We start from the raw sequence: 23,222 nt of genomic DNA, 5'->3' as shown, positions 1-23,222 counted from the left end.
GGCGGTACGCGGCCGGGCGCGGGTGGAGGGCCCGTCAGTTGTGGCTGTGCAGAACGGTGTTGAGGCCGCCCCAGGAGCCCGTGCGCTGGAGCACCTCGACCTTGCCGGTGGTGGAGTTGCGGCGGAAGAGCAGGTTGTCTGCGCCGGACAGCTCGACCGCCTTGACAATCTGGCCGTCGGGGAGGGTGAGCCGGGTGCCGGCCGTGACATACAGCCCGGCCTCCACCACACAGTCGTCGCCGAGCGCGATGCCCAGGCCCGACTCGGCCCCGAGCAGGCAGCGTTCGCCGACCGAGACACGCTGGGTGCCGCCGCCGGACAGGGTGCCCATGATGGAGGCGCCGCCGCCGATGTCGGAGCCGTCGCCGATGACGACGCCCTGCGAGATGCGCCCCTCGACCATGGAGGTGCCCAGGGTGCCGGCGTTGAAGTTGCAGAAGCCCTCGTGCATCACGGTGGTGCCGGAGGCGAGGTGGGCGCCGAGCCTGACCCGGTCGGCGTCGGCGATGCGGACGCCCGAGGGGGCGACGTAGTCGGTCATCCGGGGGAACTTGTCGACGCCGTGCACCGCCAGGTGCAGGCCCTCGGCGCGGGCCGCCAGCCGGGCGGCCTCCAGCCGCGGGACCGGGACCGGGCCGAGCGAGGTCCAGGCGACATTGGCCAGCAGGCCGAAGATGCCGTCGAGGTTCGGCTCGTTGGGCCGGACCAGGCGGTGGCTGAGCAGGTGCAGGCGCAGATAGGCGTCGTGCGCGTCGAGGGGCTTGTCGTCGGTCGAGGAGATGACGGTGCGCACCGCGATGACCTCGACACCCCGGCGGGGGTCGGGCCCCAGCGCCTTCGGGGCGGCGGCGCCCAGGGCCTCGGCGGCCTGCTCGGCGGTCAGCCGCTCGGTCCCGGCGGGTCCGGGCTCCGAGGAGAGTTCCGGGGCGGGGTACCAGGTGTCGAGTACGGTGCCGTCGTCTGCGACGGTCGCCAGGCCGTTGGCGATGGCGCCGGGGCGGTTCTCAGTCATACCCCGACGCTAGCGGTTGCCCTCCGGGGGTGCGTCGGCGGCTCACCCCTGCGCGGGGCGCCCTCGCGGGCTCACCCCCGCGCAGGGCACCCTCGCAGGGTCACCCCAGGGTGTTGCGCCCTCGCACCGACGCCCGCACCCCGCGCCGCACGACGCGGCCCTCCCCGCTGACGCGCGCACCCCGAACCCGGCGGGCCTGCGGCCCGCCTCCGCCCACCCACCCGCCCATATGAAGCCCGAGTCGCGACGTAGGCCCCCAAAGCCCGCCAGCCGCAGCCCGCAGGCTCCGCCCGCGCCGAGCCGCCGGGGGCGATCCCGCCCCCGGGCTCCGCCCGAAGACTCGCCCGCCCCGCACAACCCCCCGCAGCCCCGGCCGCCAGCAGGCGTCCCTCACCGCCATCCCAGACACTCGGCCCACACCGAAGCACCGAGGTAACCCTCACACCAGCCTTCCGACCACCGGCCCGCCCGCCCAGGCGCCGGGCCCCCAGCCGGTCAGCCCGCCGCGACCCCGCACGCCCGGGCCGTGGCGGAGGCTCGGCCGTCCCGGGCGGGGGCGGGCGGATGCGAAGGTCCTGTCAGAACCTCGCCACCGGGGCCTCCCGCTCCCAGGCGGGCGCCTGGGTCGGGCCGGCGCCCAGGACCGCGCAGCGCAGCCAGTGTTCGCCGGGGGGGAGGGCGGCGGTCAGGAGGGGGAGGGCGGTGCGGGGCGTGAGGACGTTGGTGCCCGGGAGGAGGTCGATCACCTGGCCGGAGCGGGGGACGGTGCCGTCCAGGTCGCGCAGGCCGCTGAGGTCGCCCGTGGCGGAGACGGCCATCGCGGCGCGCGCGGACTCCTCGCGGTGGGCGGTGGCGCCGTCACGGTCCACCGCGAAGGCCGCCTCGGCGGTCGAGAGCGCGCGGCCGGTGCGGATGCGGTGGGTACGCAGATGCCAGGGGGACGCCGCGGTGAGCCAGGTGGTGATCTCGACGTCGGGCCAGGGGTGCCACACGCTGCGTACCGTGCCGTCGGCGGCCAGGATCTTCGGCGCGGTGGGCTGCTCGCGGACCCGGAAGTGCGTGGGCTCCCCGGTGTCGTCGCTGACCGCCAGCATCGAGTCGAAGGCGCCGTGCGCCAGGCCGAGTTCGTCGGCCGGCAGGCTGAAGCCGAAGCGGGTCGAGTAGGCGAACTTGCCGTATTTGGCCGCGCCGCCGCGAACCCAGGTGTTGTGCTGGCGCCCGCTGAGCATCGTCACATCGCCGCCGGACCGCATCAGCACCGCGCCCGCCTCCGGCTGGGCCCGCGCCGGGCCCAGGTCGGCGGGAGCGCCGGCCTCCTCGGCGGCCCAGAAGGGGTGTTCCGCCGGCAGCGCCAGCGGCAGGAACGCCTTGAGCGCCCAGTACGGCGAGGCCGGCCCGTTGTACTGCTCGGCCACCCCCGGCTGCGGATAGCCGTAGCCGATGCTGAGCAGCCCGTCCGGCGAGGTCTGCCCGGTGCGGGCCCGCCACCAGCGCAGATGCCGCATCAGCAGGCCCTTGACCTCGCCGTACGGCAGCGCGTCCACACCCGCGTAGGGCAGCGCCCCCCAGAAGGAGCCCTGCGCGAAGCGATAGGTGAGGCTGCGGCCGAAGGGCACCGCGGAGCCGTCGTCGGCGAACCAGTGCCGGAAGCCGGCCGCGAACAGCGCCGCACGCTCCCGGAAGCGCTCGGCCCGGGCCGGGTCCTCGGCGCCGGCCAGCGCCGCGTAGATCAGGCCGTAGTACTGCATGGCCCAGGGGATGTAGTAGTCGCGCTGCTCGGTGGCGCCGTCGCCGTACCAGCCGTCGCCGAGCGCGTACGTCTCCAGCCGGTCCAGCCGGGCGTGCCGGGCGTCGCGGTCGTGGCCGTATCCCACCCGGTCCAGGCCCAGGCTGATCATGACCGGGAAGAAGTTCCAGTTGTTCTCCGGGGTGGTGGCCCGCAGGAAGCCGGCCAGCCAGGCGCCGACCCGGTCGCGCTCCTTGCCGGTGAGCGGGTCCCACAGCCGCTCGGGGACCAGGGCGAGGGCGAAGCCGAGCGCGGCGGTCTCCACGGTGCGCTGGTCGATGCCGTCCGCGACGCCCCAGTACTCGGGGTGGTCCGGGTCGGTGCCGGCGGCCAGTCCGCGCGCCCAGACGTCCCAGTGCGCGAAGTCCCCGCCGCCGGCCGACAGCGGCGCCAGGCCCCACAGCGGGCGGGCGTACCCCTCGAGTTCCGCCGCGGTGTCGTCGTGGTGGGCGATGTTCACACCGAGCCGGAACCGGGCGCCGCCGGGGCTGGCGTAGCGCACCAGCGGGTCGGCCAGCTCCCGTACGTACGTCTGCAGCTCCGCCCGGGTGGCAGGTCCGTCCGTACCGCTGGCCATGGGTGGCCGCCTTCCGCTGTCCGACCGGTGGTCCGATCACTCTCGCAACACCGCCCGGACAGCGTCAACGCCTTTCGTCTGCGGAAATGGGCGTCCGGGCGGCCGGGAGCCAGCGAGACAACGACGGGCGGCCACCACGCGCTGCATGGTGGCCGCCCGTGAGGCGAGACGCGGTCAGACGTTGAAGCCCAGCGCCCGCAGCTGCTCGCGGCCGTCGTCGGTGATCTTGTCCGGGCCCCACGGCGGCATCCAGACCCAGTTGATCTTGAGGTCGTTGACAATGCCCTCGGTGGCGCTCCTGGCCTGCTCCTCGATCACATCGGTGAGCGGACAGGCCGCCGAGGTGAGGGTCATGTCGAGGGTGGCGACATTGCTGTCATCGACGTGGATGCCGTAGATGAGGCCGAGGTTGACGACGTCGATCCCGAGTTCGGGGTCGACCACGTCGTACAGCGCCTCGCGGAGTTCCTCTTCTGAGGCCGGCTTCAAAGCCGTCCCCTGGCTCTCGGTGGACTCGGTCATGAGGTCTCCTTACCAGCAGTGGGGCCGTCCGCCGGACCACCGGACAGCGCCTTGGCGGTCGCGTCCTTCCAGGCCATCCAGCTCAGCAGCGCGCACTTGACGCGCGCGGGGTACTTCGAGACGCCGGCGAACACGACCGCGTCCTCCAGCACCTCCTCCATCGCGTCGTCCGGCTCGATCCGGCCCCGGGACTGCATCAGCTCCAGGAAGGTCTCCTGGATCCGCTGCGCCTCGGACACCTCCTTGCCGACCAGCAGCTCATTGAGCACCGACGCACTGGCCTGGCTGATGGAGCAGCCCTGCCCTTCGTAGGAGACGTCGCCGATCAAGGTGCCGTCCATCCGCACCCGCAGGGTGATCTCGTCCCCGCAGGTGGGATTGACGTGGTGCACCTCGGCCTGGCCGTCCCGCAAGCCCCGCCCATGAGGGTGCTTGTAGTGATCCAGGATCACGTCCTGGTACATCGAGTCGAGCTTCACAGCAGCACCACCATCAGCCGAAGAAGTTCCGTACCTGCTCCAACCCGTCGACCAGGGCGTCGACCTCGGCCGGAGTGTTGTACAGATAGAACGACGCCCGCGTGGTCGCAGGAATTCCGTAGCGCAGGCAGACTGGGCGGGCGCAGTGGTGGCCGACCCGTACCGCGATGCCCTGCTCGTCCAGGACCTGGCCCACGTCGTGCGGGTGAATGTCACCGAGCGTGAAGGAGATCGCCGAGCCGCGCTGGTCGGCGGTGGCCGGTCCGATGATCCGCAGATCCGGGACCTCCAGCAGCCGGCCAAGGGCGTACTCGGTGATCGCGTGCTCGTGCGCCGCGACCTTCTCCATCCCGAGGGCGGTCAGATAGTCCACCGCGGCACCGAGGCCGACGGCCTGGGCGATCGGCGGGGTGCCGGCCTCGAACTTGTGCGGCGCGGGCGCGTAGGTGGAGGAGTGCATCGACACGGTCTCGATCATCTCGCCGCCGCCGAGGAAGGGCGGCAGGTCCTCCAGCAGCTCCTGGCGGCCCCACAGCACGCCGATACCGGTCGGGCCGAGCATCTTGTGGCCGGTGAAGGCCACGAAGTCGGCGCCGAGCGCCTGCACGTCGAACGGCAGGTGCGGGACCGCCTGCGAGGCGTCGATCAGCACCAGCGCGCCGACGTCCTGGGCACGGCGCACGATCGCGTCGACCGGGTTGACGGTGCCGAGGATGTTGGAGACCAGCACGAAGGAGACGATCTTCGTCTTCTCGGTGATGACCTGCTCGATGTCGGACAGGTCGAGCCGGCCGTCGTCGGTGAGGCCGAACCACTTCAGCTTGGCGCCGGTGCGCTGCGACAGCAGCTGCCACGGCACGATGTTGGAGTGGTGCTCCATCTCGGTGATGACGATCTCGGTGTCGCGGTCCACCCGGTAGGGCTCGTCGGCCCAGCCGAGCATGTTCGCCACCAGGTTCAGCGACTCGGACGCGTTCTTGGTGAAGATCACCTCGTCGCGGCTGGGCGCGTTGATGAAGGCGGCCACCTTGTCGCGGGCCCCTTCGTACAGCGCGGTGGCCTCCTCGGCGAGCACGTGCACCCCGCGGTGGACATTGGCGTTGGACCGCACGTAGTAGCCGTTCAGCGCGTCGAGCACCTGCTGGGGCTTCTGCGAGGTCGCCGCGTTGTCCAGGTAGACGAGCTTGCGGTCGTCGTGGACCAGCCGGTCCAGCAGGGGGAAGTCCTTGCGGATCGTGTCGGTGTCGAGGAGGCCGGGCAGCGCCCGGCCGTTCGGAGCGGAGACCGTCACGCTGAAGCGCCACCCTTCACATAGGACTCGTAGCCCTCTTCCTCCAGCTTGTCGGCGAGCTCGGCGCCACCGGACTCGACGATCCGGCCGGCCGAGAAGACATGCACGAAGTCGGGCTTGATGTAGCGCAGGATGCGCGTGTAGTGGGTGATCAGCAGGGTGCCGACCTCGCCGCTGTCGCGGACCCGGTTGACGCCCTCGGAGACCACGCGCAGCGCGTCCACGTCGAGACCGGAGTCGGTCTCGTCCAGGATCGCGATCTTCGGCTTGAGCAGTTCGAGCTGGAGGATCTCGTGGCGCTTCTTCTCACCGCCGGAGAAGCCCTCGTTGACATTGCGCTCGGCGAAGGCGGGGTCCATGTGGAGGCGTTCCATCGTCTCCTTGACCTCCTTCACCCAGGTGCGCAGCTTGGGGGCCTCGCCGCGGACGGCGGTGGCGGAGGTGCGCAGGAAGTTGGACACCGAGACCCCGGGGATCTCCACCGGGTACTGCATGGCGAGGAAGACGCCGGCCCGGGCCCGCTCGTCGACCGTCATCGCCAGCACGTCCTCACCGTCGAGGGTGACGGTGCCGCCGGTGACGGTGTACTTGGGGTGACCGGCCAGCGAGTAGGCCAGGGTGGACTTGCCGGAGCCGTTGGGGCCCATGATGGCGTGGGTCTCGCCCTGCTTCACGGTCAGGTCGACGCCTTTGAGGATCTCCTTGGTGGAGTTGTCGGCGTCGACGGTGACGTGCAGGTCGTGGATTTCAAGCGTTGCCATGGGTGACTCAGGACTCCTGGGTGACGGAGACGAGCACGTCGTCCCCAACGATCTTGACGGGGTATACGGGGACGGGCCGGGTGGCGGGCAGCCCGGACGGCTTGCCGGTGCGCAGGTCGAAACTGGAACCGTGCAGCCAGCACTCGATCTGGCAGCCCTCGACCTCGCCCTCGGACAGCGAGACATTGGCGTGCGAGCAGATGTCGTTGATCGCGAACACCTCGCCCTCGGCGCGGACCACGGACACCGGTACGCCGCCGACCTCGACCCTACGGGGCGTGCCGTCCTCCAGCTCGCCGAGCGCGCAGACACGCACGAAGCCGGCCGCGCCCGGGGCGCTCGCGTCGATGCCGCTGACGTCGCTCATCAGACGGACGCCTTCAGCTCGGCGTCGATCTTCGCCATCAGGCGTTCCTCCAGGTCGGGCAGGCCGATCTGCTGGACCAGCTCGCCGAAGAAGCCGCGGACCACCAGGCGGCGGGCCTCGTCTGCCGGGATGCCGCGGGACTGGAGGTAGAACAGCTGCTCGTCCTCGAACCGGCCGGTCGCCGAGGCGTGGCCGGCGCCGATGATCTCGCCGGTCTCGATCTCCAGATTCGGCACCGAGTCGACCCGGGCGCCGTCGGTGAGCACCAGATTGCGGTTGAGCTCGTAGGTGTCGGTGCCTTCGGCGGCGGCCCTGATCAGCACGTCGCCGATCCACACCGCGTGCGCGTCCTGGCCCTGCAGCGCGCCCTTGTAGGCGACGTTGGAGCGGCAGTGCGGGGTGTCGTGGTCGATGAAGAGCCGGTGCTCCTGGTGCTGGCCCTGGTCGGTGAAGTAGAGCCCGAAGAGCTCGGCCTCACCGCCGGGCGCGCCGTAGACCACCCGGGGCTGGACCCGCACCAGATCGCCGCCGAAGGTGACGACCACCGACTTGAAGCGCGCGTCGCGGCCGATCCGCGCGGTGTGCTGGGCGGCGTGCACGGCGGTGTCGTCCCAGTCCTGCACCGAGACCACGGTGAGCCGGGCGCCGTCGCCGATCAGATACTCGACGTTGGCGGCCACCACCGCGTCACCGGTGTGGTCCAGGACCACGACCGCCTCGGCGAAGGCGCCGACCTCGATGACCTGGTGGCCGTAGGAGGTGCCGCCCTCGCCGTGCACGGCGATCCGGATCGGCTCGGCGAGCACCGCGTCCTTGGGGACGGTGATCACCGAGGCCTTCTCGAAGGAGGTGTAGGCCTGGGCGGCCACCCGGTCGACGGGCTTGCCCGCCTTGCCGAGCCGGGGATCGGTGCGGTCCACCGTCTCGACGGTGACGCCCTCGGGCGCGGTCACCTCGACGCGCAGGGCGCCGGTGGCGTCCGCGGTGCCGTCGTGCAGGCCGCGCAGCCGCTCCAGCGGAGTGAAGCGCCACTCCTCCTCGCGCCCGCTCGGCACCGGGAAGTCGGCCACGTCGTAGGACGCGGCCGCGCTGACCCGGGCATCGGTGGGCTGGGCCACCGGCTGCCCCACCGTGATCGCACCGTCGGTGGTGCTGCCCGCAGGGGTGTTCTCAGCCATCGCTTGTCGTGACAACTTTCTGGTCGGTGCTTTCCGGTCGGTACGGCGTCGGCCGGCCGGCGAGCCGCGCCGGCCGGTGGGCGGGGGCGGTCAGCCCACCGCCCCTTCCATCTGGAGCTCGATCAGCCGGTTGAGCTCCAGCGCGTACTCCATCGGCAGTTCCTTGGCGATCGGCTCGACGAAGCCGCGCACGATCATCGCCATCGCCTCGAACTCGGTCATGCCGCGGCTCATCAGGTAGAAGAGCTGGTCGTCGGAGACCTTGGAGACGGTCGCCTCGTGACCCATCGACACGTCGTCCTCACGGACGTCCACATACGGGTAGGTGTCGGACCGGGAGATCGTGTCGACCAGCAGCGCGTCGCACAGCACGTTTGACTTGGCGCCCTTGGAGCCCTCGCCGATCTCGATCAGACCGCGGTACGAGGTGCGGCCGCCGCCGCGGGCCACCGACTTGGAGACGATGTTGGACGACGTGTTGGGCGCCATGTGCACCATCTTGGCGCCGGCGTCCTGGTGCTGGCCCTCGCCGGCGAAGGCGATGGACAGCGTCTCGCCCTTGGCGTGCTCGCCCATCAGATAGACGGCCGGGTACTTCATGGTGACCTTGGAGCCGATGTTGCCGTCGACCCATTCCATGGTCGCGCCCTCGTAGGCCACGGCGCGCTTGGTGACCAGGTTGTAGACGTTGTTCGACCAGTTCTGGATGGTCGTGTAGCGGCAGCGGCCGCCCTTCTTCACGATGATCTCGACGACCGCGGAGTGCAGCGAGTCCGACTTGTAGATCGGCGCGGTGCAGCCCTCGACGTAGTGGACGTAGGCGTCCTCGTCGACGATGATCAGCGTCCGCTCGAACTGGCCCATGTTCTCGGTGTTGATCCGGAAGTAGGCCTGGAGCGGGATCTCGACGTGCACGCCCTTCGGCACGTAGATGAAGGAGCCGCCGGACCACACCGCGGTGTTCAGCGAGGCGAACTTGTTGTCGCCGGCCGGGATGACGGTACCGAAGTACTCCTGGAACATCTCGGGGTGCTCGCGCAGCGCGGTGTCGGTGTCCTGGAAGATGACGCCCTGCTCCTCCAGGTCCTCACGGATCTGGTGGTAGACGACCTCGGACTCGTACTGGGCGGCGACACCGGCGACCAGCCGCTGCTTCTCGGCCTCCGGGATGCCCAGCCGGTCGTAGGTGTTCTTGATGTCCTCCGGCAGGTCCTCCCAGGACTCGGCCTGCTTCTCGGTGGACCGCACGAAGTACTTGATGTTGTCGAAGTCGATGCCGCTGAGGTCGGAGCCCCAGGTGGGCATGGGCTTCTTGCCGAACAGACGCAGGCCCTTCATCCGCATCTTGAGCATCCACTCGGGCTCGGACTTCTTCGAGGAGATGTCGCGGACGACGTCCTCGGAGAGGCCGCGCTTGGCGGCGGCGCCGGCCAGGTCCGAGTCGGCCCAGCCGTACTCGTAGGTGCCGATGCCGTCGAGCTCGGGGTGAGTGGTCTCCGTGGGAGCAGTCATGCGGGGTTCCTCCCGGACGTGCCGGCTGATGCGTGGGCTGGGTCTGTTGGGTGTCGATCCGCGGGTCGATCCGTCCGCCGCGCCGGGTGTCGGTCCGCGGGGGATCGAGCCGGTACGGCGGGGTCGGGCGGGTCGGGTCGCGCCGGGCCGGCTTGCGCCGGTGGCTGGTGGGCCTGCGGGATGAAGGTGGTGCACACCCCGTCGCCGTGGGCGATGGTGGCCAACCGCTGGACGTGGGTCCCGAGCAGGTCGGAGAAGACCTCGGCCTCCGCCTCGCAGAGCTGCGGGAACTGCTCGGCGGTGTGGGCCACCGGGCAGTGGTGCTGGCACAGCTGCTCACCGGCCGGACCGGGGGGCGTCCCCGCGCCGGACCCGGGGGAAGCGCTGCGCGCCGTAGCAGCGTACCCGTCGGCCGACAGGGCCTGGGCGAGGGCCGCGGCGCGGTCCTCGGGCGCCGCCGCCTCGACCGCCGGGCGGTACCGCTCGGCCTGCGCGGCGACCCGGGCGCGGGCGAAGGCGAAGACGGCCGCCTGGCCGTCCTCGCCACCGCCGGCGGCCTCGGAGATCCAGCGCAGCGCGTCGGCGGCCAGCTGGTCGTATCCCTGGTCGAAGGCGTCCCGGCCGCAGTCGGTGAGCGAGAAGACCTTGGCGGGGCGGCCGCGGCCGCGGCTGCCGTAGACCCGCTGCTCGCGGGGCTCCACCACGTTCTCCGCGACGAGGGCGTCGAGGTGGCGCCGGACGGCGGCCTGGGTCAGGCCCAGCCGGTCGGCGAGGTCGGCGGTGGTGGACGGTCCATGGTCCAGGATGGAGCGGGCGACCCGGGTGCGGGTGCGCCGCTCTCCGGTCGTCTGCTCGTCGGCCGCCTTCTGGGCAGCGCCATCCGTCATTTCCACAAGGCCATTGTTGCGTAATTGCTCTGGACCGGGCAAGCGACCCCGGATCAAGGCCGCGGTGGTCTTGATCACTTAGGGTCACCTAAGCGCTTCGGGGATTCCGCCCTGCCGCCACCGGAGCCCGCGCGGCTCCCTAGACTCGACGGCATGCGAAACGAGCCCGCCGTCGAGGTCACCGGACTGGTCAAGCGGTACGGGGCCAGGACCGCGGTGAGCGGACTGGACCTGGCCGTCGGCCGCGGCGGCGTCACCGCGGTGCTCGGACCCAACGGCGCGGGCAAGACCACCACGGTCGAAATCTGTGAGGGCTACCGGCGCGCCGACGCCGGCCACGTCCGGGTCCTGGGCCTCGATCCGGCCGCGCAGGGCGCGAAGCTGCGACCCCGGATCGGTGTGATGCTCCAATCGGGGGGCGTGTACCCCGGTGCGCGCGCCGTGGAGATGCTCCGGCACACCGCCACGCTCTACGCCGACCCGGTGGACCCGGAGCTGCTGATCGAGCGGCTCGGCCTGGAATCGTGCGGCCGCACCACCTACCGCCGGCTCTCCGGCGGCCAGCAGCAGCGGCTGGCGCTGGCCATGGCCGTGGTCGGCCGGCCCGAGCTGGTCTTCCTCGACGAGCCCACCGCCGGACTCGACCCGCAGGCCCGCCACGCCACCTGGGACCTGGTACGGGAGCTGCGCGCGGACGGCGTGACGGTCGTCCTCACCACCCACTTCATGGACGAGGCCGAGCAGCTCGCCGACCAGGTCGTGATCATCGACGGCGGCCGGGCGATCGCCGCCGGCACCCCGGAGGAGCTGTGCCGGGGCGGCGCCGAGAACACCCTGCGCTTCTCCGGCCGCCCAGGCCTGGACCTCCCCTCCCTGCTCAAGGCGCTGCCCGCCGACACGGTGGCGCTCGAAACGAGCCCGGGCGGCTACCGCATCGAGGGCAAGGTCGACCCCCAGCTGCTGGCCACCGTCACCTCCTGGTGCGCCCAGCACGGCGTCATGCCGGACCACCTCGCGGTGGAGCGGCGCACCTTGGAGGACGTCTTCCTGGAATTGACGGGCAGGGAGCTGCGGGTATGAGCGACAGCCGGGCCCGCAGCGCGCGGGGGTACGGGGGTCGTCCCCCGGAAGACAGGGGCTTGGAATCGACGGGCAGGGAGCTGCGGGTATGACGACGACCACGGAGACGGCGTACGCGGCCGGCGCGTTCACCCCCAGGCCCGGGGCGGCGCCGCTGCCGAGGATGATCCGGGCGCAGGCGCTGCTGGAGACCAAGCTGCTGCTGCGCAACGGCGAGCAGCTGCTGCTCACCGTAGTGATCCCGGCGCTGCTGCTGGTGCTGTTCAGCGCGGTGGACATCGTGGACACCGGCGCGGGCAAGTCGGTCGACTTCCTCACCCCCGGCATCCTCGCGCTGGCGGTGCTGTCCACCGCCTTCACCGGCCAGGCCATCGCCACCGGCTTCGAGCGGCGCTACGGCGTGCTCAAGCGGCTGGGCGCCTCCCCACTGCCGCGCTGGGCGCTGATGACCGCGAAGACCTGCTCGGTGCTGGTCACCGAGGTGCTGCAGATCGCGCTGCTGACGGTGATCGCGCTGCTGCTCGGCTGGTCGCCGCACGGCGACCCGCTCACGGTGGCGCTGCTGCTCCTGCTGGGCACCGCCGCCTTCTCCGGGCTCGGTCTGCTGATGGCCGGCACCCTGCGGGCGGAGGCCACACTGGCCGCGGCGAACCTGGTCTTCCTGCTGCTGCTGGTCGGCGGCGGCGTACTGGTGCCGATGGACAAGTTCTCCGGCGGCGTCCGGTCGGCGCTGGAGCTGCTGCCGATCTCGGCGCTGTCCGACGGGCTGCGGGACGTGCTCCAGCAGGGCGCCGGGACCCCGTGGGGCGACCTCGGCATCCTGGCCGTCTGGGCGGTGCTCGGGCTGGCCGCGGCGGCGCGGTTCTTCCGCTGGGAGTGACCGCCGGGAGAGCCCGGCCGGACCGGCCGGGGCCCGCACGGCCCCGCGACCGCCCGCGACCCCTCGTGAAACCGTGCACAAGGCGGCGCCTACCATGTTGCCCGTGCCGAAGCTGACCGATATCGCGCGAAGCCCGCTCGCCCTCATCGCCGCCCGGTGGACCCCCGCCCCGGTGACGGTGCGCAGAGCGACGCTGTCCGCCCTGGTCATGTCGGTGGTCATCGTGGTGACCGGCGGCGCGGTACGCCTGACCGGTTCCGGACTCGGCTGCCCCACCGCGCCGCGCTGCGTCGGCGACAGCTGGGTGCCGACCGAGGCGATGGGCGTGCACGGCGTCATCGAGTTCACCAACCGCATGCTGACGTACGTGCTGTGCGCCGCTGTCGGCTGGGCCATCATCGCGGTGCGCTCGCAGAAGCCCTACCGCCGCACCCTCACCCGGCTCGGCTGGGCCCAGTTCTGGGTGGTCGTCGCCAACGCGGTGCTCGGCGCCTTCACGGTGCTCACCGGTCTGAACCCGTACACGGTCTGCGTGCACTTCCTGCTGGCCTTCGGCCTGATCGTGATCGCCGTGCTGATGTGGCAGCGCACCGCCGAAGGCGATGCCTCGCCCAGGCCGCTGGTGGGCAAGCCGGTACGGCAGCTCGGCGGGGTACTGGCCGGCGCCACGATGGCACTGATCGCGGTGGGCACGGTGGTCACCGGGGCCGGGCCGCACGCCGGCGACTCCAGCGATGTGCACCGCATCCCGGTGGACTGGAAGTCCGTCGCCCAGCTGCACGCCGACCTGGCGTGGGTGGTCGTGGCACTGACCGTCGCGCTGTGGTTCGTACTGCGGGCGGTGGACGGGCCGATCGGTCCGCGGCACCGCACCCGTGAGCTGTTCCTGGTGCTGATGTCCCAGGGGATCATCGGCTACGTCCAGTACTTCACCCATCTGCCGGAAGCGGTCGTCGGGCTGCACATGTTCGGCGCCTGCCTGGTGTGGGTGGCGACCCTGCGCGTCCTGCTGTCCTTCCGCGAGCGCCCGCTGGCCGAGCCGGGCGGGCCGGGGGCCGCGGCATCAGAGCTGACCGCCGGCGCCGGGGGATCTCGGGTGGGGGACAGCGCCCTCGGGGCCCGGCGGGAGCCGGTAGACGCGGCGCGCGTTGCCCTCACCGACGAGGCCGGCGACCCGCTGCCCGTCCGCCGCTGACCACTCCCCCGCGCCCACCCGCTCCCCCACCAGCCGGTCGAGCGCGGCCCGGAAGCCGCGGGCACCGGTCACATAGAGTTCGGGCAGCCCGCCCGCCCCGCTGGCGTAGAGCACCTTCCCGAAGGGCGCCCGGGCGAGCACGGCGGCCGGATCGGTGCCGAGCCCCACGTACACATGCGGGAGCGCCGCCGCCAGATCCGCCGCCGCCGACTCGTGCGGCAGCCCCGGCAGCAGCACCACGTCCGTGCCGAGCCCGGCGGTGGCCCGCAGAAAGTCCTCCCCGGCCAGCGGGCCCGGCCCGGCGGCAGGCTGTCTGAGCAGCAGCGGCAGGCCGGTGGCCATCGCCTGCCACAGCAGGTGCCGCAGCAGTACGGGGCTGGTCGGCCGGCTGCCGACCGCTCGGTCCCCGAGCCAGCGCGCGGCGGCGTGCCGCACCTCCGCCGGTCCGGGCGGCCGGCTGCCGTAGCCGCTGCCCGGGCCGTGGACACCGCCGGGCAGTCCCCTGCCGACACCCGCCCGGCCGCCGAAGCCGCCGCCGTCACCGGTGGGCCCGATCCCGTAGCCGCCGCTGTAGCCGGCCGGCGGCACGATCGCGGCCGCCTGCCCGGCCACCCCGTCGTAGCCCTCGGGCGCCGGCCGCGCGTGCCGCCCGCTGCCCGAGCCCGCGCCGTCACCGCAGGAGAAGCCGGCCGCGCTCAGCGCGGCGCCGTGGACCGCCTCGGCGAGATTGGCCAGAAACGACTCCACCGTCCCGGAGGTGTCGGCGACCTGCTGGGCCAGCGGTTCCAGCCGCACGATCTCGTACGCGGCCGCCGCCCCCGCCGCGGCCAGTTCCTTGGGCGGGGTGAGATTGCCGGGCTCGCCGGTGTCCACCAGGTAGTCGGTGACGCCGGTGCTCCGCAGCAGCAGCCGCGCCACCTCGGCGCCGCCCAGTTCACGGCGCCGCGCCAGGTAGTGCGCCGGGGTGCTGTGCGGCTCCAGCCCGAGCAGCGGCGGGCACCAGCGGCGCACCGCGAAGCCGGTGGAACTGTCGAACAGCGTGGTGCGCGCGGCCGCCCTCCCGGGCAGCCGCGCCTCGAAGGCCCCCAGCCCGAGGTCCGCCGACAGCACCCCGTGGCAGTACGCGTCCACCAGGTGTCCCCGCACCCACCGCGCCCCGCCCATCGCCGCTCCTGACCCTCGTCCGCTCGTCCGCCACGACCTTGCCACGGGTCCTAACGGCGAAGGCGGCTGTCAGGTGTTGGCGCGCCCCCCGATCTGGATTCCGGCCATCCGGGCCCACTCGTACCGCCCGCTGCGCATCCTGCCGCCCAACTCCCCGTCCAGTTCCTCCCGGACGGGAACCCCGGCACGCACGACCGCGGCCTGCGCGATCCCATGACTGGGCGCCACCAGATCCCCCCAGACCCCGTCCGCCCCCACCAGCACGATCCGCGCCCCGCGCTCCCCGATGTACGCCACATTCGCCTCCGTGCTCCCGCCGTGGGCCCGCGCGAACGCCCCGATCTGCCGCGCCAGCCGCGCGGCCCGCCGCTCGGCACGGGTGTCCGGCTTGGGGGCGGCGGGAGCGGGGTCCGGAGTCTCTTCAGGAGTGGTCTCAGCCATGGGGGTGATGCTACCCGCGGGTAGGTGGGCGGCGTGAGGTACGGCGCGGGACGAACCGACGGCCGGCGCCCACCGAAATCAGCCCGTCCGGCGTGCGAGGAGGAGAGCGGGGCGCCCGGAGGCGAGACGGCGGCAGAAAAGACGCCTAGTGCAGGAACGGGTCCACGGCGACAGCCACGAACAGCAGGGTGGCGTAGGTGATCGACCAGTGGAAGAGCCGCATCTCCTTGAGCTTGACGCCCGTCACCCCCGCCTTCGCCCGGGCGTGCAGCCCGTGCGCCTCCTTCAGCCAGAAAGCACCGAGGACCGCGGCCACCAGCGGGTAGAACCACGAGGTGTCGCCCAGCGGCCACCAGAGGGTCAGCGAGGTCGCGACCATCACCCAGCTGTAGATGACGATCTGCCGGGCCACCACCTGGTTGCCCGCCACCACCGGCAGCATCGGCACGCCGACCCGCTCGTAGTCGTCCTTGACCTTCATCGACAGCGGCCAGTAGTGCGGGGGCGTCCAGAAGAAGAGGACCAGGAAGAGCACGAACGGCGCCCAGCCGAGCTCGTCGCGCACCGCCGACCAGCCGATGAAGACCTGGAGGCAGCCGGCCACCCCGCCCCAGACGATGTTCTGGGCGGTGCGGCGCTTGAGGCCGAGCGTGTAGACGAAGACGTAGTAGAGGATCGCGGTCAGTGACAGGCAGGCCGACAGCGGATTGACCAGCGTCCAGAACCACACGGTGGACACCACCGACAAGGTGATGCCGAAGATCAGCCCTTCGCGCGGCGAGACCAGCCCGGTGACCAGCGGACGCTGCTCCGTACGGTGCATGAGCGCGTCGATGTCGCGGTCGATGTACATATTGAGCGCGTTGGCGCCGCCCGCCGACAGATAACCGCCGACCACGGTCGCCACCACCAGCCAGAGATCGGGTACGCCGCCGGCCGCCAGGAACATCACCGGGACCGTCGTGATCAGCAGCAATTCGATGATGCGCGGCTTGGTCAGCGCCACGAACCCCATAACGCGGGCCCGCAGCGGCCGATGACCTGGGCCCGCCCCGAGGACCCCTGCGGGTCGGGATTCGACGGCCGTCACGAACACCCCAAAAGAGAGATGAAGTCCAGCAAGCACCGGCCGCCCACCGACAACGGCGGGGCCGAAGAAGGCTTGCGCTTACCACGCCACTCTAGACGTAGGGAATACCCGGCTTTCCCGCGGGGGTCGAGGGGGTCCGGCGCGGCGCGCGGCGGCACCGCGAAGACACCCCGCTTGCCGCGGGCCGCGGGGGAAACGCCCTGTCGGCGGCGGGTTAACCGGCCGTTCACGGTCTTCGGGAGGCGAAGTCGGCGGCACCGGGGGAGGATCGAAAAGGTGCACGCCTGCGGCGGTAGGCTCGGCGGCGTCGGGTAGGCACTATCCACCGGCGCTTTCAACATGTCGAGAGGAGCCCTGACCCAGGGTGAGCAAGCAGCCGACCACCACAGACCTTGAGTGGACTGATCTGGACGCGCGGGCCGTTGACACCGCCCGAGTCCTGGCCATGGATTCCGTGCAGAAGGTCGGCAACGGCCATCCGGGCACGGCCATGAGCCTGGCTCCCGTCGCGTATCTGCTCTTCCAGAAGATCATGCGGCACGATCCCGCGGACGCCGACTGGGTCGGCCGGGACCGCTTCGTGCTCTCCGCCGGGCACTCCAGTCTGACCCTTTACACGCAGCTCTACCTGGCCGGCTACGGCCTGGAGCTGCCGGACCTCGAATCATTCCGCACCTGGGGCTCCAAGACCCCGGGCCACCCGGAATACGGCCTGACCAGGGGCGTGGAGACCACCACGGGCCCGCTGGGCCAAGGCGTCGCCAACGCGGTGGGCATGGCGATGGCCGCCCGCTACGAGCGCGGCCTGTTCGACCCGGACGCGCCCACCGGCACCTCGCCGTTCGACCACACGATCTGGGCGATCGCCGGTGACGGCTGCCTCCAGGAGGGCATCTCCGCCGAGGCGTCCTCGATGGCCGGGCACCAGAAGCTCGGCAACCTCGTACTGCTGTGGGACGACAACCACATCTCGATCGAGGGCGACACCGAGACCGCCGTCTCCGAGGACACCGTCAAGCGGTACGAGGCGTACGGCTGGCACGTCCAGCGCGTGCAGCCCAAGGAGAACGGCGACCTCGACCCCGAGGCCCTGTACGCGGCGCTGAAGGCGGCGCAGGCCGAGACCGGGCGGCCGTCGTTCATCGCGGCCCGCTCGATCATCGCCTGGCCGGCCCCGCACGCGCAGAACACCGGCGCGGCGCACGGCTCGGCGCTGGGCGAGGACGAGGTCGCGGCCACCAAGCGGGTGCTGGGCTTCGACCCCGAGCAGCACTTCCAGGTGTCCGACGAGGTGATCGCGCACACCCGCGCGGTCGGCGAGCGCGGCCGCGAGGCGCGGGCCCGCTGGGAGGAGTCGTACGCCGCCTGGCGCGCGGCCAACCCCGAGCACGCCGCGACCTACGACCGGATCGCCTCGGCCGAGCTGCCCAAGGGCTGGGAGGACCACCTGCCGGTCTTCGAGGTGGGCAAGTCGCTGGCCACCCGGGCCGCTTCGGGCAAGATCCTGGAGGCGCTGGGCGCGGTCATCCCCGAACTGTGGGGCGGTTCCGCCGACCTGGCCGGGTCCAACAACACCACGATCGACAAGAACTCCTCCTTCCTCCCGGACGGCAACCCGCTGCCGGGTGCGAACCGTTACGGCCGGACCGTGCACTTCGGCATCCGCGAGCACTCGATGGGCGCGGAGCTGAACGGCATCACCCTGCACGGCAACACCCGTGTCTACGGCGGTACGTTCCTGGTCTTCTCCGACTACATGCGCAACGCGGTGCGGCTGTCCGCGCTGATGCACCTGCCGGTGACCTACGTCTGGACGCACGACTCGATCGGTCTGGGCGAGGACGGTCCGACCCACCAGCCGGTGGAGCACCTGTCGTCGCTGCGGGCCATCCCGGGGCTGAACATAGTCCGGCCGGCCGACGCGAACGAGACCGTCATCGTCTGGCGGGAGATCCTCAGGCGCTGGACGAAGGTGTACGGCGAGGGCCACCCGCACGGCCTGGCGCTGACCCGGCAGGGCGTGCCGACCTACCCGCGCAACGACGACGCCGCCCGCGGCGGATATGTGCTGTTCGAGGCCGAGGGCGGCCCGGCGCAGGTGATCCTGATCGGCACCGGCTCCGAGGTGCAGCTGGCCGTCGGCGCCCGTGAGCAGCTGCAGGCCGCCGGGGTGCCCACCCGGGTGGTCTCGATGCCCTCGGTGGAGTGGTTCGAGGAGCAGGACCAGGCCTACCGCGACAGCGTTCTGCCGCCGTCGGTCAAGGCGCGGGTCGCGGTCGAGGCCGGGGTGGCCCTGACCTGGTACCGCTTCGTGGGCGACGCCGGCCGGATCGTCAGCCTGGAGCACTTCGGTGCCTCGGCGGACGCCAAGGTGCTGTTCCGTGAGTTCGGTTTCACCGCGGAAGCGGTGGCCGCCGCGGCCCGGGAATCTCTCGGCGCCGTAGATCGCTGACGCAAGTACACGACTAGTAGGAGATGCAGATCTCATGACAGACGCACTCAAGCGCCTCTCCGACGAAGGCGTCGCGATCTGGCTGGACGACCTGTCGCGCAAGCGCATCACGTCCGGGAACCTGGCCGAACTGATCGACCAGCAGCACGTGGTCGGGGTCACCACCAATCCGACGATCTTCCAGAAGGCCATTTCCCAGGGTGACGGCTACGACATCCAGGTCAGGGATCTCGCGGCGCGCAGGGTGACGGTCGAAGAGGCCATCCGCATGATCACCACCGCGGACGTCCGCGACGCCGCCGACATCCTGCGGCCGGTGTACGACGCCACCGACCACCAGGACGGCCGGGTGTCCATCGAGGTCGACCCGCGCCTGGCGCACAACACGCTGGCCACCATCGCCGAGGCCAAGCAGCTGGCCTGGCTGGTGGACCGCCCGAACACCCTGATCAAGATCCCGGCGACCGAGCCGGGCCTGCCCGCGATCAAGGAGACGATCGGCCGGGGCATCAGCGTCAACGTCACGCTGATCTTCTCGCTGACCCGTTATCGCGAGGTGATGGACGCCTACATCTCCGGTCTGGAGCAGGCCAAGGCGGCCGGGCTCGACCTGTCCGAGATTCACTCGGTCGCGTCGTTCTTCGTGTCCCGGGTGGACACCGAGGTCGACAAGCGACTGGAGAAGATCGGCTCCGACGAGGCCAAGGCGCTCAAGGGCAAGGCCGCCGTGGCGAACGCCCGGCTGGCCTACCAGGCCTACCAGGAGGTCTTCGGCAGCGACCGCTGGGCCGCCCTGGAGAAGGCCGGCGCGCACCGGCAGCGCCCGCTGTGGGCCTCCACCGGCGTGAAGGACCCGGCGTACTCGGACACCATGTACGTCACCGGTCTGGTGGCGCCCAACGTGGTGAACACCATGCCGGAGGCGACTCTGGACGCCACCGCGGACCACGGCGAGATCACCGGCGACACCGTGACCGGCGGCTACGCGCAGGCGCGGGCCGATCTGGACGCGCTGGCCGCGCTCGGCGTGTCGTACGACGACGTGGTGCAGGTGCTCGAGGACGAGGGCGTCGAGAAGTTCGAGACGGCCTGGACCGAGCTGCTGAACTCCACCAAGGCGGAACTCGAACGGCTCGCCCCCTCGGAGGCCTGAGTTGACCACCGAATTCCCGCCCGTGGTGGTCAATCCGCTGCGGGACCCGCTGGACCGGCGGCTGCCGCGGATCGCCGGACCCTCGGGCCTGGTCATCTTCGGGGTGACCGGTGACCTGTCGCGCAAGAAGCTGATGCCGGCGGTGTACGACCTGGCGAACCGCGGTCTGCTGCCGCCGGGGTTCGCCCTGGTGGGCTTCGCCCGCCGCAGCTGGGAGAACGAGGACTTCGCCCAGGAGGTCCACGACGCGGTCAAGGAGCACGCGCGCACCCCTTTTCGTGAGGAGGTGTGGCAGCAGCTCTCCGAGGGCTGCCGCTTCGTGCAGGGCAATTTCGACGACGACACCGCGTTCGAGCAGCTCAAGGCCACTATCGAGGATCTGGACAAGGTCCGCGGCACCGGTGGCAACTTCGCCTTCTATCTCTCGGTGCCGCCCAAGTTCTTCCCGAACGTGGTGCAGCAGCTGAAGAAGCACGGCCTGGCCGACCCGCCCAAGGACGCCTGGCGGCGCGCGGTCATCGAGAAGCCCTTCGGGCACGACCTGGCCAGTGCCCAGGTGCTCAACCGGATCGTGCACGAGGTCTTCCCGCCCAACGAGGTCTTCCGTATCGACCACTACCTGGGCAAGGAGACGGTGCAGAACATCCTGGCGCTGCGGTTCGCCAATACGATGTTCGAGCCGATCTGGAACCGGTCCTACGTCGATCATGTACAGATCACCATGGCCGAGGACATCGGCATCGGCGGCCGGGCCGGGTACTACGACGGCATCGGCGCCGCCCGTGACGTGATCCAGAACCACCTGCTCCAGCTGCTGGCGCTCACCGCGATGGAGGAGCCCGGCTCCTTCCACCCCAAGGCGCTGACCGCGGAGAAGCTCAAGGTGCTCGGCGCGGTCGTGCTGCCCGACGACCTGGGCAGGCACACCGTGCGCGGCCAGTACGCGCACGCCTGGCAGGGGGGCGAGGAGGTGCTCGGCTATCTGGAGGAGGACGGTATCGACCCCAAGTCCAAGACCGACACCTACGCGGCCGTGAAACTGGAGATCAACAACCGGCGCTGGGCGGGTGTGCCGTTCTATCTGCGCACCGGCAAGCGGCTCGGCCGCCGGGTCACCGAGATCGCGGTGGTCTTCAAGCGGGCTCCGTATCTGCCCTTCGAGTCCGGGGCCACCGAGGAGCTGGGCGAGAACGCCCTGGTCATCCGGGTGCAGCCGGACGAGGGCGTGACGGTGCGGTTCGGCTCCAAGGTCCCCGGCACCACCACCGAGGTCCGGGACGTCACGATGGACTTCGCCTACGGCGAGTCGTTCACCGAATCCAGCCCGGAGGCCTACGAGCGGCTCATCCTGGATGTGCTGCTCGGCGACGCCAACCTCTTCCCGCGCCACCAGGAGGTCGAGCTGTCCTGGACGATCCTCGACCCGATCGAGCAGTACTGGGACAAGCACGGCAAGCCCGCGCAGTACGCGTCCGGCACCTGGGGCCCGGCCGAGGCCGACGAGATGCTCGCACGAGACGGCAGGAGCTGGCGCCGCCCATGAAGATCGATCTGACCGACACCACGTCCTCACGCATCAACGCCGGGCTGATCGAGGCCCGGCGGGCCATCGGCACCCCCGCGGTGGGCATGGTGCTGACCCTGGTCATCGTGACCGACGAGGGCAGCGCCTACGACGCGCTGAAGGCGGCCGGCGAGGCGTCCCGCGAGCACCCCTCGCGGATCATCGTGGTCATCAAGCGCCCCGGGCGTTCGCCGCGCGAGCGGGCCGGCGCCCGGCTGGACGCCGAGGTGCTGGTCGGCGCCGAGGCCGGCACCGGTGAGACCGTCGTCCTGCGGATGCACGGCGAGCTGGCCAACCACAGCGAATCGGTGGTGCTGCCGCTGCTGCTGCCGGACGCCCCGGTGGTGCTGTGGTGGCCCGAGACCGGGCCGAAGAATCCGGCGCTCGACCCGCTGGGCCGGCTCGGGCAGCGCCGGATCACCGACGCCGCCTCGGCGGAGGACCCGGTGGGCGCCATCGGCACCCGCGCGTCCACCTACGCGCCGGGCGACACCGACCTGGCCTGGACCCGGATCACCCCGTGGCGCTCGATGCTGGCCGCGGCCCTGGACCAGAAGCACGCCACGGTCACCGCCGCCGTGGTGGAGGGCGAGGCCTACAACCCGAGTACGGAACTGCTGGCGCTGTGGCTGGGCGACCGGCTCGGTGTCGAGGTGGAGCGCCGGGTCACCGACGGACCCGGTATGACCGCGGTCAAGCTCTCCACGGCGGACGGCGACATCCGCCTGGACCGGCCGGACGGCCGGCTGGCCAAGCTGGCCGTGCCCGGTCAGCCGGACCGGCATGTCGCGCTCAAGCGCCGGGAGACGGCGGAACTGCTCGCCGAGGAACTCCGGCGGCTGGACCCGGACGACATATACCGCAGCACGGTGGAGTACGCCGTCAAGCACCTGGTGAGCGAGGCCGACAAGGAGGCCGGCCAGGAGAAGACCGTCACCGGTGCCGCGTCGGCCAAGAAGGCGTCGTCCGCGGCCTCGGCCAAGAGCAAGAGCACACCCCCGGAGAAGGCTTCGACATGAGCAGCACACCGCAGGTGGTCGTCCATCGGGACAAGGAGCTGATGGCCTGCGCCGTCGCGGCCAGGCTGATCACGAAGATCGTGGACGCCCAGGCCGCCAGGGGCTCCGCCTCGGTGGTGCTCACCGGCGGTCGCAACGGCAACGCGCTGCTGGCCGCGGTGGCCGGCTCCCCGGCGCGGGACGCCGTGGACTGGGCGCGTCTTGACCTGTGGTGGGGTGACGAGCGCTTCCTGCCGGAAGGCGACCCGGAGCGCAACATCACCCAGGCCCGGGAGGCACTGCTCGACTCGGTGCCGCTCGATCCCGCCCGGGTCCACGTCATGGGTCCGTCCGACGGCGAGTTCGGTTCCGACGTCGAGGCCGCGGCGGCTTCGTACGCGACCGAGCTGGCGGCCGCCGCCGGGCCCGAGGACCACGGCGCGGTGCCGTCGTTCGACGTGCTGATGCTGGGGGTGGGTCCCGACACGCATGTGGCGTCGCTCTTCCCCGAGCATCCCGGGGTACGGGAGAGCGTCCGCACCGTGATCGGTGTGCACGGCTCCCCCAAGCCGCCGCCGACCCGGATCTCGCTGACCCTGCCGGCCATCCGGGCGGCCCGCGAGGTCTGGCTGCTCGCGGCGGGCGAGGACAAGGCGGGGGCGGTGGCGCTGGCGCTGTCCGCCCCGGGCGAGGTCCAGGCGCCGGCCTCCGGTGCCTACGGCAGGTCCCGCACCCTGTGGCTGCTCGACCGGGCCGCGGCGGCGAAGCTTCCGGCGCAGCTGTACCCGCCCGCTTCTTCGTAGCGGCGGGGGTCGACGAGGGGGGGGGGGGGG

The 23,222-nt window shown here is 71.6% G+C and carries 20 protein-coding genes and 1 pseudogene; 8 read left to right on the top strand and 13 right to left on the bottom strand.

Annotation, left to right across the window (positions count from 1 at the left end; genetic code table 11):
• Positions 1-34 precede the first annotated feature (34 nt).
• The 10 genes from dapD to ACFO3J_RS03125 all read right to left on the bottom strand — a co-directional run bounded on the left by dapD (position 35) and on the right by ACFO3J_RS03125 (position 10,372).
• Positions 35-1,012 (bottom strand): 2,3,4,5-tetrahydropyridine-2,6-dicarboxylate N-succinyltransferase, encoded by a 978-nt coding sequence (gene dapD, locus ACFO3J_RS03170; RefSeq protein WP_386425891.1) that lies wholly within the window; start codon positions 1,010-1,012, stop codon positions 35-37.
• Between the two features lie 578 nt (positions 1,013-1,590).
• The gene (locus ACFO3J_RS03165; protein WP_386425889.1) at positions 1,591-3,375 is read right to left on the bottom strand and encodes a DUF2264 domain-containing protein; all 1,785 of its coding nucleotides are present in this window, start codon (positions 3,373-3,375) and stop codon (positions 1,591-1,593) included.
• Between the two features lie 174 nt (positions 3,376-3,549).
• The gene (locus ACFO3J_RS03160) at positions 3,550-3,897 is read right to left on the bottom strand and encodes a metal-sulfur cluster assembly factor (protein ID WP_386425887.1); all 348 of its coding nucleotides are present in this window, start codon (positions 3,895-3,897) and stop codon (positions 3,550-3,552) included.
• Entirely contained in the window at positions 3,894-4,376 is a 483-nt protein-coding gene (gene sufU, locus ACFO3J_RS03155; protein WP_386425885.1) for a Fe-S cluster assembly sulfur transfer protein SufU, read from the bottom strand. Before sufU ends, ACFO3J_RS03160 begins: the two co-directional genes overlap by 4 nt.
• A 13-nt stretch (positions 4,377-4,389) precedes the next feature.
• The gene (locus tag ACFO3J_RS03150) at positions 4,390-5,637 is read right to left on the bottom strand and encodes a cysteine desulfurase (protein WP_386426037.1); all 1,248 of its coding nucleotides are present in this window, start codon (positions 5,635-5,637) and stop codon (positions 4,390-4,392) included.
• Positions 5,638-5,663: 26 nt separating this feature from the next.
• On the bottom strand, positions 5,664-6,428 hold the full coding sequence (gene sufC / locus ACFO3J_RS03145) for a Fe-S cluster assembly ATPase SufC (RefSeq protein WP_386425883.1): 765 nt from the start codon (positions 6,426-6,428) through the stop codon (positions 5,664-5,666).
• A gap of 7 nt (positions 6,429-6,435) precedes the next feature.
• Positions 6,436-6,795 carry a non-heme iron oxygenase ferredoxin subunit gene (locus ACFO3J_RS03140; protein WP_386425881.1) on the bottom strand — a complete coding sequence of 120 codons (360 nt, stop codon included), beginning with the start codon at positions 6,793-6,795 and terminating at the stop codon, positions 6,436-6,438.
• Positions 6,795-7,973: a Fe-S cluster assembly protein SufD gene (gene sufD, locus ACFO3J_RS03135; protein ID WP_386425879.1), complete on the bottom strand. Its 1,179-nt coding sequence runs from the start codon at positions 7,971-7,973 to the stop codon at positions 6,795-6,797. Before sufD ends, ACFO3J_RS03140 begins: the two co-directional genes overlap by 1 nt.
• 90 nt (positions 7,974-8,063) lie before the next feature.
• On the bottom strand, positions 8,064-9,485 hold the full coding sequence (gene sufB / locus ACFO3J_RS03130; RefSeq protein WP_386425877.1) for a Fe-S cluster assembly protein SufB: 1,422 nt from the start codon (positions 9,483-9,485) through the stop codon (positions 8,064-8,066).
• Positions 9,482-10,372 carry a helix-turn-helix transcriptional regulator gene (locus ACFO3J_RS03125; protein WP_386425875.1) on the bottom strand — a complete coding sequence of 297 codons (891 nt, stop codon included), beginning with the start codon at positions 10,370-10,372 and terminating at the stop codon, positions 9,482-9,484. Before ACFO3J_RS03125 ends, sufB begins: the two co-directional genes overlap by 4 nt.
• A gap of 153 nt (positions 10,373-10,525) precedes the next feature.
• Between ACFO3J_RS03125 and ACFO3J_RS03120 the strand changes: the two genes are divergently transcribed.
• The 3 genes from ACFO3J_RS03120 (at position 10,526) to ACFO3J_RS03110 (ending at position 13,527) form a co-directional block, all read left to right on the top strand.
• Positions 10,526-11,452 (top strand): ABC transporter ATP-binding protein, encoded by a 927-nt coding sequence (locus ACFO3J_RS03120; protein ID WP_386425873.1) that lies wholly within the window; start codon positions 10,526-10,528, stop codon positions 11,450-11,452.
• Positions 11,453-11,540: 88 nt separating this feature from the next.
• Positions 11,541-12,332 carry an ABC transporter permease gene (locus tag ACFO3J_RS03115; protein WP_386425871.1) on the top strand — a complete coding sequence of 264 codons (792 nt, stop codon included), beginning with the start codon at positions 11,541-11,543 and terminating at the stop codon, positions 12,330-12,332.
• A 94-nt stretch (positions 12,333-12,426) separates the two neighbouring features.
• Positions 12,427-13,527, top strand: coding sequence for a COX15/CtaA family protein (locus ACFO3J_RS03110; protein ID WP_386425869.1), 1,101 nt, complete (start codon positions 12,427-12,429; stop codon positions 13,525-13,527).
• Between the two features lie 201 nt (positions 13,528-13,728).
• On the opposite strand, the pseudogene ACFO3J_RS03105 reads toward ACFO3J_RS03110, so the two are convergent.
• From ACFO3J_RS03105 to ACFO3J_RS03095, 3 genes and pseudogenes are all read right to left on the bottom strand, one after another.
• A pseudogene (locus tag ACFO3J_RS03105) lies at positions 13,729-14,691 on the bottom strand (hypothetical protein); the annotation flags it as partial.
• Positions 14,692-14,760: 69 nt separating this feature from the next.
• Positions 14,761-15,132, bottom strand: a complete 372-nt coding sequence (locus tag ACFO3J_RS03100; protein WP_386425867.1) for a hypothetical protein — start codon at positions 15,130-15,132, stop codon at positions 14,761-14,763.
• Positions 15,133-15,277: 145 nt separating this feature from the next.
• Positions 15,278-16,222: a heme o synthase gene (locus tag ACFO3J_RS03095; protein ID WP_386425865.1), complete on the bottom strand. Its 945-nt coding sequence runs from the start codon at positions 16,220-16,222 to the stop codon at positions 15,278-15,280.
• A 364-nt stretch (positions 16,223-16,586) separates the two neighbouring features.
• Here ACFO3J_RS03095 and tkt point away from each other — a divergent pair, with 364 nt between their 5' ends.
• Genes tkt through pgl form a run of 5 tightly spaced genes read left to right on the top strand, consistent with a single transcriptional unit; the run spans position 16,587 to position 23,192 of the window.
• On the top strand, positions 16,587-18,674 hold the full coding sequence (gene tkt, locus ACFO3J_RS03090) for a transketolase (protein ID WP_386425863.1): 2,088 nt from the start codon (positions 16,587-16,589) through the stop codon (positions 18,672-18,674).
• A 34-nt stretch (positions 18,675-18,708) separates the two neighbouring features.
• A complete protein-coding gene (gene tal / locus ACFO3J_RS03085) occupies positions 18,709-19,827 on the top strand; it encodes a transaldolase (RefSeq protein ID WP_386425861.1) in 1,119 nt (372 codons plus the stop codon).
• Position 19,828: 1 nt separating this feature from the next.
• Positions 19,829-21,370: a glucose-6-phosphate dehydrogenase gene (gene zwf, locus ACFO3J_RS03080; protein ID WP_386425859.1), complete on the top strand. Its 1,542-nt coding sequence runs from the start codon at positions 19,829-19,831 to the stop codon at positions 21,368-21,370.
• Positions 21,367-22,410, top strand: a complete 1,044-nt coding sequence (gene opcA / locus ACFO3J_RS03075) for a glucose-6-phosphate dehydrogenase assembly protein OpcA (protein ID WP_386425857.1) — start codon at positions 21,367-21,369, stop codon at positions 22,408-22,410. Before zwf ends, opcA begins: the two co-directional genes overlap by 4 nt.
• Positions 22,407-23,192, top strand: a complete 786-nt coding sequence (pgl, locus tag ACFO3J_RS03070) for a 6-phosphogluconolactonase (protein ID WP_386425855.1) — start codon at positions 22,407-22,409, stop codon at positions 23,190-23,192. Before opcA ends, pgl begins: the two co-directional genes overlap by 4 nt.
• Positions 23,193-23,222 lie beyond the last annotated feature (30 nt).

Source organism: Streptomyces polygonati (assembly GCF_042650325.1).
In the GTDB taxonomy this organism is placed as follows: Bacteria; Actinomycetota; Actinomycetes; order Streptomycetales; family Streptomycetaceae; genus Actinacidiphila; species Actinacidiphila polygonati.
Note: the sequence above shows the minus strand (reverse complement) of the source record. Positions and strands in the feature narration are given on the sequence as shown.